General features: G+C 76.0%; 11 protein-coding genes. 7 read left to right on the top strand and 4 right to left on the bottom strand.

Going from position 1 to position 14,550, the window contains the following annotated elements:
• Positions 1–17: 17 nt before the first annotated feature.
• Positions 18–674, top strand: a complete 657-nt coding sequence (locus E7744_RS05840; protein ID WP_137773308.1) for a 4'-phosphopantetheinyl transferase superfamily protein — start codon at positions 18–20, stop codon at positions 672–674.
• On the opposite strand, the gene E7744_RS05845 is transcribed toward E7744_RS05840, so the two are convergent.
• The 3 genes from E7744_RS05845 to E7744_RS05855 all read right to left on the bottom strand — a co-directional run bounded on the left by E7744_RS05845 (position 671) and on the right by E7744_RS05855 (position 7,529).
• A complete protein-coding gene (locus tag E7744_RS05845) occupies positions 671–2,086 on the bottom strand; it encodes a M1 family metallopeptidase (RefSeq protein ID WP_137773309.1) in 1,416 nt (471 codons plus the stop codon). The genes E7744_RS05840 and E7744_RS05845 overlap by 4 nt on opposite strands.
• Positions 2,083–6,351 (bottom strand): Pls/PosA family non-ribosomal peptide synthetase, encoded by a 4,269-nt coding sequence (locus tag E7744_RS05850; protein ID WP_246858577.1) that lies wholly within the window; start codon positions 6,349–6,351, stop codon positions 2,083–2,085. Before E7744_RS05850 ends, E7744_RS05845 begins: the two co-directional genes overlap by 4 nt.
• Positions 6,352–6,497: 146 nt before the next feature.
• Positions 6,498–7,529, bottom strand: coding sequence for a quinone oxidoreductase (locus tag E7744_RS05855; RefSeq protein ID WP_137773310.1), 1,032 nt, complete (start codon positions 7,527–7,529; stop codon positions 6,498–6,500).
• Positions 7,530–7,629: 100 nt separating this feature from the next.
• On the opposite strand from E7744_RS05855, the gene argC reads away from it, so the two are divergent.
• From argC to E7744_RS05885, 6 genes are read left to right on the top strand one after another with little or no spacing between them, the layout of a single operon-like run.
• The gene (gene argC / locus E7744_RS05860) at positions 7,630–8,670 is read left to right on the top strand and encodes an N-acetyl-gamma-glutamyl-phosphate reductase (RefSeq protein WP_137773311.1); all 1,041 of its coding nucleotides are present in this window, start codon (positions 7,630–7,632) and stop codon (positions 8,668–8,670) included.
• A complete protein-coding gene (gene argJ / locus E7744_RS05865) occupies positions 8,667–9,818 on the top strand; it encodes a bifunctional glutamate N-acetyltransferase/amino-acid acetyltransferase ArgJ (protein WP_137773312.1) in 1,152 nt (383 codons plus the stop codon). The genes argC and argJ overlap by 4 nt, the downstream gene beginning before the upstream one ends.
• 10 nt (positions 9,819–9,828) lie before the next feature.
• Positions 9,829–10,860 carry an acetylglutamate kinase gene (argB, locus tag E7744_RS05870; protein WP_371415381.1) on the top strand — a complete coding sequence of 344 codons (1,032 nt, stop codon included), beginning with the start codon at positions 9,829–9,831 and terminating at the stop codon, positions 10,858–10,860.
• Positions 10,857–12,230: an acetylornithine transaminase gene (locus E7744_RS05875; RefSeq protein WP_137773313.1), complete on the top strand. Its 1,374-nt coding sequence runs from the start codon at positions 10,857–10,859 to the stop codon at positions 12,228–12,230. The genes argB and E7744_RS05875 overlap by 4 nt, the downstream gene beginning before the upstream one ends.
• A complete protein-coding gene (gene argF, locus E7744_RS05880) occupies positions 12,227–13,192 on the top strand; it encodes an ornithine carbamoyltransferase (protein WP_137773314.1) in 966 nt (321 codons plus the stop codon). Before E7744_RS05875 ends, argF begins: the two co-directional genes overlap by 4 nt.
• The gene (locus E7744_RS05885) at positions 13,189–13,686 is read left to right on the top strand and encodes an arginine repressor (RefSeq protein WP_137773315.1); all 498 of its coding nucleotides are present in this window, start codon (positions 13,189–13,191) and stop codon (positions 13,684–13,686) included. The genes argF and E7744_RS05885 overlap by 4 nt, the downstream gene beginning before the upstream one ends.
• Before the next feature lie 12 nt (positions 13,687–13,698).
• Here E7744_RS05885 and E7744_RS05890 read toward each other — a convergent pair whose 3' ends face one another.
• Positions 13,699–14,529 (bottom strand): hypothetical protein, encoded by an 831-nt coding sequence (locus tag E7744_RS05890; protein WP_137773316.1) that lies wholly within the window; start codon positions 14,527–14,529, stop codon positions 13,699–13,701.
• Between the last annotated feature and the right edge of the window lie 21 nt (positions 14,530–14,550).

Consider the following 14,550-nt stretch of genomic DNA (forward strand, 5'->3'; position numbering starts at 1 on the left):
CCGGCGGGGCCGACGTCGTGGACCAGCCGGGGTGGCACGTGGTGGTCACCGGCCCGCGGGCCGGTGACCAGCGCCGCGAGGCCCTGGACTTCCTGGCGGTGGCCCTCGGCCACCGGCCCGGCACCTTCGAGGTGACCCACCGCTGCCCGCGGTGCGGCTCCGCCGAGCACGGCGTCCCGGCGCTGGAGTACAGCCGGCTGGCCCGACGGCGGCGCGGCCCGGACGCCGTGGACCCGGACCGGGTGCTGCCGGCCGTGAGCTTCAGCCGGTGCCGCGGGTGGCTCGCCACCGCGTGGGCGGACGAGGCCGCGACGGCCGCCGGCTGGCACGTGGGGGTGGACCTCGAGGACGCCGCCGCCCCGGCCTTCGCCGAGGGCGAGGGGATGCCGGGCGTCGGGTACTCCGCGGAGGAGGAGGCGCTGGTCGGCGCCCTGGAGGAGCACGAGCGCCCCGGCGTGCGCTGCCTGCTGTGGTGCGCCAAGGAGGCCCTCGTCAAGGCCCGGGGGACCGGCTTCACCGCCGACCCGGCCGACGTGGCCGTCACCGTCCCCGGGCGGTTGCGGCTCGCCGTGCCCGGGGCGCCGGGGGCCGTCGTCGTGACGGACCGGGACTGGCCCGGGGGGCCCGCGCCCGAGCACCTGCTCGGCGCCGTCGTCCTGCTGCCCCCGGCCTAGCGGGGCGCGACGGCGGCCCGCCGGGCGGCGGGGAGGGCCGGCAGGGCCGTCTCGAACAGCCACGGGTGCAGGACGCGCGTGGCGTGGCCGGCCGCCAGGCCCGCGGCCTCCGCGTGCCGGTCGGCGTGGGCCAGGAACGTGCCGGTGTCCACGGTGCCGTGCCGGTGGGCCGCGACCCAGTCCCGCAGCAGGCCGCCGAAGGCCTCCGCCCCCAGCTCCTGGCGCAGGGCGAACAGCGCGAGCGCGCCGCGCTTGTAGATCCGGTCGTCGAACATCAGCTCCGGTCCGGGGTCCGCCACCAGGAGGTCCTGGTCCTGGGCGGCCAGCCCGCGCCACGCGGTGCGGGCGTAGGACTCCAGTGCGGCCCGGCCGGACTCGGCACCCCACAGCCACTCGCTGTAGCAGGCGAAGCCCTCGTGCAGCCAGATGTCCCGCCACCGGCGCAGGGTCAGCGCGTTGCCGAACCACTGGTGGGCCAGCTCGTGGGCCACCAGCCGTTCGGCGGGCCACGACCCGGTGAGGTGGTTGGAGCCGAAGATGGACAGCGAGGCGGCCTCGAGCGGGATCTCCAGGGCGTCGTCCGTGACCACGGCCGTGTACCGGGCGAAGGGGTAGGGGCCGAAGGCGCGGCTGAAGCACGCCATCATCGCCGTCTGCACGCCGAGGACCTCCTGGGCGCGGTCCTGCAGGGCGCGGGAGACCGCCAGGAACACGGGTGCGGTGCCCTCCGCCGCCGGGTGCGCGGGGGAGGGGTGCCCCTGCGGGGCGTCGTCCGGCACGGCGACGAGCTGGTAGCGGCCGATCTGCAGGGTGACGAGGTAGCTGGGGGCCGGGTCGCGCAGCTCCCAGCTCCACTCCTCGCGGGAGGACCGCCGCCGGTGGCCCGTGGGCAGCCCGTTGCACACGGGCAGGTAGCCGGCGTCCGTGGTGACGGTGAGGTGGTAGGTCGACTTCACCGAGGGATGGTCCACGCACGGGAACCACGTGGAGGCCCCGTGGGGCTGGCCGGCCACCAGCACGCCGTCGGCCAGCTCCTCCCAGCCGATCTCTCCCCACGCCCCCTGCCGCAGGGACGGGACCCCCGCGTAGGTGACGTCCAGGACCAGGTCCGCGCCGGCGTCGAGCGTCACCGCGAGGTCCACGACGAGCCGCCCGCGGCGGGCCGAGGACCGGGCGACCTTCACGGGGCGCCCGGCGCCGGTGGCCGTGACCTTGGAGACGGAGAGCCCGTGCAGGTCCAGCGTGATGCGCCGGGTCCGGTGCAGCACGGTGCCCTCCAGCCGGGCCCGGCCGGCCACCCGGTTGGCGGCCAGCTTCACCTCCAGCTGCAAGTCGTAGTGGGCCACGGTGAAGTCGGGCGTCCCCGTCTCCGGGAGGTAGGGGTCCGGGATGGCCGGTCGGTCGTCGCTCACGCTCGGTCCTGCTCCTTCTCCGCCGTGGTGGCGGGTGTGCCGGGGGTCGCCCGGATGGCGGTGGCGGCCGGGGCCGCGGGGTTCGCGGGGGTCGCCGGGGCCTGCCGAGCGGACTCCCGGGCCTCCCGGTCCGCCGCCTCCCGGTCCGCCGCCTCCCGTGCCGATGCCTCCCGGGCCGATGCCTCCCGGGCAGCCGCCCGCTGGGCCTCCTCGGCCTCCCGGGCCTCCTGCGCGGCCTGCGCCGCCTTGGCCTCCCGCCGCTCCAGGCGGGCGATCGCCGCGGCGCGGCCCTTGACCTTCGGACCCTTCCACGGGGCCACGGGGTTGCCGATCCACCACGTGTGGCCCGGCACCGTCTCGCCGCGCATCACGAGCGACCCGGCGCCCACCGTGCCCCCCTCGCCGATCGAGGCGGCGGGCAGGATCACGGAGTTGGGGCCGAGCGTGGCCCCGGCACCGAGCTCCACGGCATCGATCGACATGACGCGGTCGTGGAACAGGTGCGTCTGCACCACGCAGCCGCGGTTCACCGTGGCGGAGTCCCCGAGGGTGACGAGGTCCGCCTCGGGCAGCCAGTAGGACTCGCACCACACGCCGTGCCCGATCCGCGCGCCCAGGGCGCGCAGCCACCACACGAGGGAGGGCGTGCCGGAGGCCAGCCGGCCGAACCACGGGGCCGAGACCATCTCCACGAAGGTGTCCACCACCTCGTTGCGCCAGATGAACGAGCTCCACAGCGGGTGCTCGCCGGCCTCGATGCGCCCGACGAGGGCCTTCTTGGCCAGCACGGAGGACCCGGCCGCGAGGGCCCCGGCGGCCAGGAGCACGGCGCCGCCGAGCAGCGCGGCGAGCCACCAGCCGCCCGGGCCGGCGCCCTCGGCCGCGCCGCCGCCGAGGTGGGCCAGCGCCTCCAGGGCCACGGCCACGAGCAGCGCGATCACCGTGGAGACCCACACGGGGACGGCGCGCAGCAGCTCCCACGCCGTGCGGGCGCGCTTGAGCGCCCTGGACGGGGCGTAGGTCACGGCGTCCGCGGACTCCACCTCGGTGCGGCGCAGGCGCACCGGCGGGGAGCCCAGCCAGGAGGAGCCGGCCTTGGTCCGGCGCGGGCTCGAGGAGAGCACGGCCACGAGGGAGTTCTTGGACAGCTTGCGGCCGGCGGCCACCATGCCGGAGTTGCCCACGAAGGACTTCCGGCCCACCTTGGCCGGTGCCACGTACATCCAGCCGCGCTGCAGCTCGTAGGAGCCCACCATGGTGTCGTCGGCCAGGAAGGCGTCGTCGCCCACCTGGGTCAGGGCCGGCTGCAGGATGACGGTGGAGGCCTCGACGTTCCTGCCGACCTCGGCGCCGAGCCAGCGCAGCCACGTGGGCGTGAACCGGGAGGCGTAGAGCGGGAAGAGCAGGTCCCGCGCGGTGTCCAGCACGCGCTCGGTGGCCCACAGCTGCCAGCCGATGCGCGAGCGCACGGCGTGGTGCCCCTCGCGCACGCCCACGGACATCAGGCGCACGGCGACGACCGTGGAGAGCATGTTCAGCCCGAACCACGCGGCGGCCACGAGGGGGCTGGCCGCCAGCAGCCGCCAGGCCGAGCCCACGAGGGACTGCGGGGCGGAGCCGGCGCCGCCCGGCTGCCAGTCCGGCCACCACGTCAGGGACCACAGGCCGAGCAGGGCGGCGAGGGCGGCCGAGGCGAAGGGCAGCAGGGCCAGCACCCCGGAGCCGAGGGCGGACAGGGCGAGCCAGCCCGTGGCCCGCGGCGGGCGGATGTTCGGCCCCGTGTCCTTGGCCTTGCCGAGGCGCTCGGCCGGGGAGCCGGCGTACTCGAGGCCGTCCTTGGCGCGCCCGGTCACGGTGGAGCCGGGCTGGACCCGGGTGCCGGCGCCCACCGAGGCACCCGGCATGAGGGTGGACCGCGAGCCGACCACGGCTCCCGGCCCCACGGCGAGCCGTCCGACGTGCACCACGTCCCCGTCGATCCAGTAGCCGGACAGGTCGACCTCCGGTTCCACGGAGGCCCCGTCGCCGAGCTCGAGGAAGCCCGTCACGGGCGGCACGGAGTGCAGGTCCACGTCCCGGCCGATCCGGGCCCCGAGCAGCCGCGCGTAGGTGGGCACCCACAGGGCCCCGCCGAGCGAGACGGGATCCACGAGGTCGGCCACGTGCTGGGCCAGCCACAGCCGCAGGTGGACCCGGCCCGAGCGCGGGTAGGACCCCGGGGCGACCTCGCGCAGCAGCAGCCGGGCCGCCGCCACGGACAGGAGCATCCTCCCCGGCGGGGAGACGAAGACGAGCCAGGCCGCCGCCACCCACCACCAGGACACCGTCGGGGCGGCCGGCAGGATGCCCCAGGCGGCGGCGACGTTGGACCCGGCGGCCAGGTAGACCACCCAGCGCATCGCCACGAGGATGAACAACGGGAGGCCCATGAGCGTCTGGAAGACCTGGGCCTTGCGGGTGGTGCGGGCCACGGGGCGCGGCTCGACCGGCTCGGCCGGGCGCACCGGCCGGCCGTCGTTCCCGGTGACCGCCTCGACGAGGGCACCGGCCCGCGGGTGGGCGTAGACGTCCCGGACGGTCACGGTGGGGTAGCGGGTGCGCAGGCGCGAGACGAGCTGGGCGGCCGCGAGCGAGCCGCCGCCGGAGGCGAAGAAGTCGCTGTCCAGGTCCTCGGGCGCCGCGCCCAGCACGTCCGCCCACTGGGCCAGCACCCAGGCGCCGGGCGCGTCCGGGTCCACCGGCAGCCCGGCACCCGGGCCCCCGCCGGCGGGTCCGGCCTGGCCCGGCAGCGGCCAGGGCAGGGCCGCGCGGTCGACCTTGCCCGAGGTCTTCGTCGGCAGGTCCTCGACGGTCACGAGCCGGGGCACGAGCGCCGCGGGCAGCTCCGCCTCGAGGCGGGAGCGCAGGTCCTCCAGGTCCGGTGCCGGTCCCGACGGCGGCACCGCCAGGTACCCGATGAGCAGCTGGGTCCCGGCCGGGGTCGTCTTCACGGCCGCGGCACCCCCGGCCACGCCGGGCAGGGACTGCAGGGCGGCGTCGACCTCGCCGAGCTCGATCCGGCGCCCGCCGAGCTTGACCTGCTCGTCGGCCCGGCCGACGAACAGCAGCCCCTCGGGGTCCCACACCACGAGGTCACCGGAGCGGTAGGCCCGGTCCCAGCCCAGGGACGGCAGGGGGGCGTACTTCTCGGCGTCCTTGGCCGGGTCCAGGTAGCGGGCCAGGCCCACGCCGCCGATGATCAGCTCCCCGGTCTCGCCCTCGGCCACCGGGACGCCGGTGGCCGAGTCCACGACGGCGAGGTCCCACCCGTCCAGGGGCAGGCCGATCCGGACCGGGCCGGTCCCGTCCATCCGTGCCGCGCAGGCCACCACGGTGGCCTCCGTGGGGCCGTAGGTGTTCCACAGCTCGCGGTCGTCCTCGGCCAGGCGGGCCGCCAGCTCCGGCGGGCAGGCCTCGCCGCCGAAGATCAGCAGCCGCACGTTCTCGAGGGCCTCCGGCGGCCAGAGGGCCGCGAGCGTGGGCACGGTGGAGACCACGTTGACGGACCGGGAGACGAGCCACGGGCCCAGGTCCATGCCGGAGCGGACGAGGGACCGGGGGGCCGGGACCAGGCACGCCCCGGAGCGCCAGGCCAGCCACATCTCCTCGCACGAGGCGTCGAAGGCCACGGAGAGCCCGGCCAGCACGCGGTCCCCCGGCCCGAGCGGGTCGTCCTGGAGGAACAGCCGGGCCTCGGCGTCCACGAACGCGGCGGCGTTGCGGTGGGTGACGGCCACGCCCTTGGGGGTTCCCGTGGACCCGGAGGTGAAGATGATCCACGCGTCGTCCCCGGGGGCGGCCGGGCGCGGTGCCGGGAACGGCTTGGGCCGGCGCGAGGAGGTCCGCAGCTGCCCCGATCCGCCGAGGATCCCGGCCACGCGCGCCTCCGAGAACACCAGCCGGGCGCGCTCGTCCGGGTCGTCGGCGTCCACGGGCACGTACGCCGCCCCGATGTAGAGGGTGGCGAGGATGGAGACGTAGAGCTCCACCGTGCCCGAGGGGATGCGGATGCCGATGCGGTCACCGGCGCCGAGCCCGGCCGCGTGCAGCGCCCGGCCGACGGCCTTCACCTCGTCCAGCAGCTCGGCGTAGGACAGGACGGTCTCGCCGTCGTCCAGGGCGGGGGCCTCGGGATGCCGCCCGGCGGTCGCCTCGAGGATGTCCACGAGGGTGCGCACGGGCGGGGCCTGGTGGGCGGCGGGCAGCTGGGGTGGGTGGGGGGACACGGTGGGGCGGGCCTACTTCCCTGTCTCGGCGGGCACGGGGACGCGACGGCAGCGGGCACCGCGAGGCGGGCCGGGACTGCCGGGAATGCGAAAAAGAATGCCTGTCATCCTATCCCGTTTCCCGCCCCGGCCCCGCGTGGCGACGCTCACGCCGGGACGAGCAGCGACTTGCCGGTCGTCCGGCGGCCCTCCAGGTCACGGTGGGCCTCGGCGGCGTCCTGCAGCGGGTAGCGGGCGCCCACCCGGAAGGTGAGCGTGCCCGCCTCCAGCGCCGCGAACAGCTCCCCGGCGCGCCACCGGGTCTCCTCGGCCGTGCGGGTGTAGTCCCGCAGCGTGGGCCGGGTGACGAACAGGGACCCGGCGGCGTTCAGCCGCTGCAGGTCGAACGGCGGCACCTGGCCGGAGGACCCGCCGAACAGCACGAGCATGCCCCGCACCCGCAGCGAGCGCAGCGACTCGTCGAAGGTGTCCTTCCCGACCCCGTCGAAGACCACGTGCGCGCCCTCGCCGCCGGTGAGCTCCCGCACCCGGTCCGCGAAGCCCTCGTAGTCGAGCACCTCGTGTGCCCCGGCCGCCCGGGACAGCTCCTTCTTCTCCTCGGTGGAGGCGGTGGTGATGACCGTGGCCCCGCGCGCGGTGCACAGCTGGGTCAGCAGCAGGCCCACGCCGCCGGCGCCGGCGTGCACGAGGACCGTCTGCCCGGCCTCGACCGGGAACGTGGAGCGGCAGAGGTAGTGGGCGGTCATGCCCTGCAGCGGGATGGCCGCCGCCGTCACGGGGTCCACGCCCGCGGGCACCGGCAGCAACTGGGCCACGGGGGCCGTGAAGTACTCGGCGTAGGTGCCGGAGCCGGCGGCCGTGGCGACCACGTCGCCCACCGCGACCGTCCCGCCGGGGGTGCCGGGGCCGGCGTCGGGCCCTGCACCGGGGGCCGGGCCGCCCACGGCCACGACCGTCCCGGCGCCCTCGCTGCCGGGGACGAACGGGTGGGGCATCCGGTAGACCCCGGAGCGCTGGTAGGTCTCGATGAAGTTCAGGCCGGCGGCGGCGGTGCGCACGAGGACCTCTCCGGGCCCGGGGGCGGGGACCGGGACCTCGGTCCACTGCAGGGCCGCGGGGCCCCCGGGGGCGTGGACGCGGATGGCGTGCTGGGTGCGGGGCAGGGCGGTGTCCGTCATGGTGCCCACCGTAGTCCCGTCCCCCGCGCCGCGGCACCGCGGGGCCGGCGATCACTGCATAAATATTGGCATGACTGCATATTGCACCTATCATGGGCGCATGAGCCTGAGAGTCGCCGTGTCGGGAGCCAGTGGATATGCCGGGGGAGAGGTCCTGCGCCTGTTGCTGGGCCACCCGGAGGTCGAGATCGGGGCCATCACGGCCCACTCCAACGCCGGGGAGCGCCTGGGCGCCCTGCAGCCGCACCTGCACGCGCTCGCCGACCGGGTGCTCCAGGACACCACCGCCGAGGTCCTGGCCGGCCACGACGTCGTCTTCCTGGCCTTGCCGCACGGGGCGAGCGCGGGCATCGCGGCGGAGGTGGAGCAGCGCTCCCCGGGCACCCTCGTGGTGGACGCCGGGGCGGACCACCGGCTCGAGTCGGCGGAGGCGTGGGAGCGGTTCTACGGCTCCGACCACGCCGGCACCTGGCCGTACGGGCTGCCCGAGCTGCCCGGGCAGCGCGAGCGGCTGGCGGGGGTCTCGCGCATCGCGGTGCCGGGGTGCTACCCCACCACCTCGCTGCTCGCCCTCGCCCCCGGATTCACCGCGGGCCTGCTCGAGCCGCAGGACGTGGTGATCGTGGCCGCCTCCGGGACCTCGGGGGCCGGCAAGTCCCTCAAGCCCCACCTGCTGGGCAGCGAGGCCATGGGCTCGATGAGCCCGTACGGGGTCGGCGGCGGCCACCGGCACACCCCGGAGATCGAGCAGGGCCTGTCCCGGGCGGCCGGAGAGCCGGTCACCATCTCCTTCACGCCCACCCTGGCGCCCATGCCGCGCGGCATCCTGGCCACGGCCACCGCGCGGTTCCGCCCCGGCACCGGCGCCGCCGAGCTGCGCGCGGCCTGGGAGCGCGCCTACGCCGGCGAGCCGTTCGTCCACCTGCTGCCCGAGGGCCAGTGGCCCACCACCCAGTCCGTGCTCGGGTCCAACCACGTGGTGATGCAGCTGGCCGTGGACGCCCACGCCGGCCGCGTCATCGTCACGGCGGCCCTCGACAACCTCGCCAAGGGCACCGCCGGCGGCGCCATCCAGTCCATGAACATCGCCCTCGGCCTCCCCGAGGCCACGGGCCTGACCCAGCAGGGGGTCGCACCATGACCGTCACCACCGCCCGGGGGTTCCGCTCCGCCGGAGTCGCCGCCGGACTGAAGTCCACCGGGAAGCCGGACGTCGCCGTCGTGGTCAACGACGGGCCGGACCGCCACGCCGCCGCCGTGTTCACCCGCAACCGGGTGGCCGCCGCCCCGGTCCAGTGGTCGCGGCAGGCCGTGTCCGACGGCCGGGCGGACGCCGTGGTGCTCAACTCCGGCGGCGCCAATGCCTGCACCGGGGCGCCGGGGTTCCAGGACACCCACGCGACCGCCGAGCACGCGGCGGAGCTGCTCGGGGTCTCGGCGGGTGACGTGCTCGTGTGCTCCACGGGGCTGATCGGCGAGCGGCTGCCGATGGACCGCCTGCTCGACGGCGTCCGGGACGCCGTGGGCGCCCTGTCCGCCGAGGGCGGCGGCGCCGCGGCGCAGGCCATCATGACCACCGACACCGTGCCCAAGACGCACGCGATCACGGAGGGCGGCTACACGATCGGCGGCATGGCCAAGGGGGCCGGGATGCTCGCCCCCGGGTTGGCCACGATGCTCGTCGTGCTCACCACGGACGCGGTGCTGGCCCCGGACGCCCTCGACGGCTTCCTGCGCGAGGCCGTGCGCACCACCTTCGACCGCGCCGACTCGGACGGGTGCATGTCCACCAACGACACCGTCGTCCTGCTCTCCTCCGGCGCCTCGGGCACCACGCCGGAGCCGGGGGAGTTCCAGGAGCGGCTCCGGGCGGTGTGCGCCGACCTGGCGCGCAAGCTCATCGGCGACGCCGAGGGCGCGGCCCACGACATCGCGATCGAGGTGGTCGGGGCGGCCTCCGAGCAGGACGCCGAGGAGGTCGGCCGCGCCGTGGCCCGGTCCAACCTGTTCAAGACCGCGATCTTCGGCCGGGACCCCAACTGGGGCCGCGTGCTCTCGGCCGTGGGCACCACGCAGGCGGCCTTCGAGCCGGACCGGCTGGACGTGAGCATGAACGGCGTGCAGATCTGCCGCGCCGGGGGGATCGGCGAGCCGCGGGACCTCGTGGACCTGGGCCCGCGCGAGGTGCACGTGCTGGTCGACCTGCACGCTGGTCCGCACGCGGCCACCATCTGGACCAACGACCTCACGCACGAGTACGTGCATGAGAACTCCGCCTACTCGAGCTGAGGGAGCGACCGTGACCGCACAGGACCCCGCCGGGACCCCCGCCCCGGCTCCCGCCGGCCCCGCCGCGCCCCCGGCGCCCGCCTCCCCGGCCGGCCCCCGGGACCGGGCCCGCGCCGCGGCCAAGGCCGCCGTGCTGCTCGAGGCGCTGCCGTGGATCCAGCGCTTCGCCGGCACCACGATGGTCATCAAGTACGGCGGGAACGCCATGGTCTCCGAGCCGCTGCGGCGCGCCTTCGCCGAGGACATCGTGTTCCTGCACCACTGCGGCATCCACCCCGTGGTGGTGCACGGCGGCGGCCCGCAGATCAACACCATGCTGGACCGCCTGGGCATCGACTCCGAGTTCCGGGGCGGGCTGCGCGTGACCACGGCCGAGGCCATGGACGTGGTGCGGATGGTGCTCACCGGGCAGGTCGGCCGCGAGCTGGTGGGCCTGGTCAACGGCCACGGCCCGTACGCCGTCGGGATGTCCGGTGAGGACGCCGCGCTGTTCCGGGCCGTGCGCACGGGGACCGTGGTGGACGGCGAGCCCGTCGACCTCGGCCTAGTCGGTGAGGTCACCGGGGTCAACCCCGCCGCGATCCGCGACCTCATCGACAACGGCCGCATCCCCGTGGTGTCCTCCGTGGCACCCGAGACCGGCCCGGACGGCACCGCCACCGGCGAGGTGCTCAACGTCAACGCAGACACCGCCGCCGCGGCCCTGGCCATCGCGCTGGGGGCGGCCAAGCTCGTGGTGCTCACGGACGTCGAGGGCCTGTACTCGGACTGGCCGGACCGGGACTCGCTCGTGTCCTCCCTGACGGCCGGCGAGCTGCGCGCCCTCCTGCCGCGCCTGGAGTCGGGCATGATCCCCAAGATGTCCGCGTGCCTCACCGCCGTCGACGGCGGGGTGCCCCAGGCCCACATCGTGGACGGGCGCGAACCGCACTCGATGCTGCTGGAGATCTTCACCGCCGACGGGGTGGGCACCCAGGTGCTGCCCGACGCGGCGGACCCGGGCGCGTCCCGGGCCGAGACCACGACGACAGGAACCCCATGACCAGCCCCAGCACGCCCGCCACCCCGGGCACGCCCGCCACCGCCGGCACGCCCGCCGGCCCCGCGTCCAACGCCGACCTCCTGGACCGCTACCGGCACTCCCTGACCGGGGTCTTCGGCGCCCCGAGCCGGGTGCTCGTGCGCGGAGAGGGCGCCCTCGTGTGGGACGCCGACGGCCGGCGGTACACGGACTTCCTCGCCGGGATCGCCGTGAACGCCCTGGGCCACGCGCACCCCGCGCTCGTCTCCGCGGTGGCCGGGCAGCTCGGCACCCTCGGGCACATCTCCAACCTGTTCACCTCCGTGCCCCAGGTGCGCCTGGCCGAGCGGCTGCTCCGCCTCGCCGACGCCCCCGAGGGCTCCACCGTGTTCTTCGCCAACTCCGGCTCGGAGGCCAACGAGGCCGCCCTCAAGCTCGCCCGTCGCCACGGCGCCCAGGACCCCTCGGGCCGGCGCCACCGCGTGCTGGCCCTGCGGGACGCCTTCCACGGGCGCACCATGGGCGCGCTGTCCATGACGTACAAGGCCGCCTACCGCGAGCCGTTCGAGCCGCTGCCCGCGGGCGTGGAGTTCATCCCGGGCGGGGACGTCGAGGCCCTGCGCGCGGCGCTGGACGAGACGGTCGCCGCCCTGGTCGTGGAGCCGGTCCAGGGAGAGTCCGGCGTTCACGGCTGGCCCGCGGGCTACCTGCAGGCCGCCCGCGACCTCACCCGCGAGCACGGCGCGCTGCTCGTGTTCGACGAGGTCCAGTCCGGCGTGGGCCGCACGGGGCACTGGTTCGCCCACCAGTCGCCCGAGGTCACCGGCCAGGACACCCCCGTGGTGCCGGACGCGATGACCCTCGCCAAGGGCCTGGGCGGCGGCATCCCGATCGGCGCCATGGTGAGCTTCGGCGCCCGCGCCTCGGGGCTGCTGACCGCGGGCCAGCACGGGACCACCTTCGGCGGCAACCCCGTGGCCACGGCCGCCGGGCTGGCCGTGCTGGACGCCATCGAGGACGAGGGCCTGCTCGAACACGCCCGCCGGGTGGGCGCCCGCCTGGCGGAGGGCCTGCGCGGCCTCGGCTTCGTGACCGAGGTGCGCCAGTACGGGTTGCTGGTCGGCCTGGACGTCGCGGCTCCCGCGGGGACCCCCGGGCCCGACGGCGGCCTGGCCCCGGCCATGGTCCGCGCCGGCCTCGAGGCCGGGTACCTGCTCAACGCCACGGGGCCCGACACCCTGCGGCTGGCCCCGCCGCTGGTCCTGCGGCCGGAGCAGGCGGACGCCCTGGTGGCGGACCTGCCGGCCCTGCACGCCGCGGCCCTGGCCGGGGCGGCCGGCGCAACGACGGACGAGACGACGGCCCAGACCTCCGAGGAGACGAACGCATGACGACCACCCCGGCCCTCCGCCACTTCCTGGTGGACACGGACCTCACGCCCGCGGAGCAGGCCGAGGTCCTCGACCTGGCCCGCGAGATGAAGGCGGACCGCTTCCGGCACCGGCCGCTCGCCGGGCCGCAGACGGGGATCGTGTTCTTCGACAAGACCTCCACCCGCACGCGCGTGTCCTTCGCCGCGGGCATCGCCGACCTCGGCGGCCAGCCGCTCATCGTGAACCCCGGCGAGGCCCAGCTCGGGCACAAGGAGTCGATCGCGGACACCGCGGCCGTGCTCTCCCGCATGGTCTCCGTCATCGTGTGGCGCACCTACGCCCAGGCCGGGCTGGAGGAGATGGCCGCGCACGCCACGGTGCCCGTCATCAACGCGCTCTCGGACGACTACCACCCGTGCCAGCTGCTCGCGGACCTGCTGACCGTGCGCGAGCACAAGGGGCGCACCGAGGGGCTCGTGATGGCCTACCTCGGCGACGCGGCCAACAACATGGCCAACTCCTACCTCCTGGCGGGGGTGACCGCGGGGATGCACGTGCGCGTGGCCGGTCCGGAGGGGCACCTGCCCGCCGCGTCGGTGGTGGCCGCCGCCGAGGAGCGCGCGGCGCAGGCCGGCGGGTCCGTGCTCGTCACGACCGACGCCGCGCAGGCGCTGGCCGGGGCCGACGTCGTGGTCACCGACACGTGGACCTCCATGGGCCAGGAGGCCGAGAAGGAGCAGCGCCAGCGGCTGTTCCGCGACTACGCGGTGGACGCCGCGGCGATGGCCCAGGCCGCGCCGGACGCCATCTTCCTGCACTGCCTGCCCGCCTATCGCGGCTACGAGGTCTCGGCGGAGGTGATCGACGGCCCGCAGTCGGTGGTCTTCGACGAGGCGGAGAACCGCCTGCACGCGCAGAAGGCGCTCATGGCCTGGCTGCTGTACCGCTCGGGGCTCGCCACCCCGCCGGCGGACCGATGAGCGCCCCGGCCACCAAGACCGCACGGCAGGCGGCCATCAAGGAGGTGCTGGCGTCCACCCCGGTGCACAGCCAGGCCGAGCTCCTGGACCAGCTGCGCTCCCGGGGCGTGAGCGTGACGCAGGGGACGCTGTCCCGGGACCTCGTGGAGCTGGGCGCCTACCGGGTCCGCAGCGACGCCGGCCAGCTCGCGTACACGGTGCCGCCCGAGGGACCGCTGGGCGCGGAGGTGCCCTCCCGCCGGGGACCGGAGGCCATGGAGCAGCGGCTGGCCGGCCTCTGCCGGGACCTGCTGGTCTCCGCGGAGTCCAGCGCCAACCTCGTCATCCTGCGCACGCCGCCCGGGGCGGCCCAGTTCCTGGCCTCCGTGGTCGACCAGGCCCGCCTGCCGGAGGTCCTCGGCACGATCGCCGGCGACGACACGATCATGGTGGTCACGCGCGCCCCGGACGGTGGAGTGGCGGTGGCCGGCCGGTTCCTGGCCTACGCCGGCTGAGCCGGCCGGCGCTCACGCCCCGGGGACGGTGAAGACCTCGTCCTGCGCGGGCATCTCGACCGGCTCCACGGCGTCCCAGTCCGAGAACTCCACGGTGCCGGAGCCGCCGTCGAGGTCCGCGGCGTCCGGGTCCACGGCGCCCGCGGACGGCGACGCGGAGCCGGAGGACGGCGACGCGGAACCGGAGGACGGGGCCGAGGGGTCCGTCCCCTCCACCTCGACGCGCAGCAGGCGGTGGTCCCGGGAGACGTAGAGGGTGACCGGATCGCCGTCGCGGGCATCCATCCCGGTGTACCGGTAGACGTCCTCGCCGTCGTGCCGCACCACCTCGGAGGTGTAGTCGGACTCCCCGAACTCGGCCGCGTCCGGCAGGTCCTCGCTGAAGCCGGAGTAGAACGTGGACATCGTGAACCCGCCCTCGTCGGCCGGGACCCGGAGCCACCGGTCGCCCACGGCCTCCCCGACCTCGGCGCCGCCGCCGAGGGCCTCGTAGAAGGCGGCATTGGGCTTGAGGTAGGTGTGCTCGGCGTCCCCGACCACGCGGACGCGGGCCTCGCCGACGGACAGCGACCCGGAGTAGGAGGAGTCGTCCACCTGGCCGGCGATGTCCACCGTCATCTCCTCCCCGTCCCGGCGGATGGTCCCGTCGATGGCCACGGACCCGGCGTCCCGGATGGAGGCGCTGACCTCCGGCCAGACCTCCTCCAGCGGCGGGACGCGGGTGCTGCACCCGCCCAGGGCCAGCCCGGCCGCGGCGAGGACGGCGACGATGGCGCCCCGGGTCGGGACCGCCCCCCGGGTCCGGCGGGGCGCGGCGGCGCGGCGGGTCGTGGTCTGCGGCATGGCATTCCCCCTCGATGACTG

It is taken from the genome of Citricoccus sp. SGAir0253 (assembly GCF_005877055.1).
Classification (GTDB): domain Bacteria; phylum Actinomycetota; class Actinomycetes; order Actinomycetales; family Micrococcaceae; genus Citricoccus.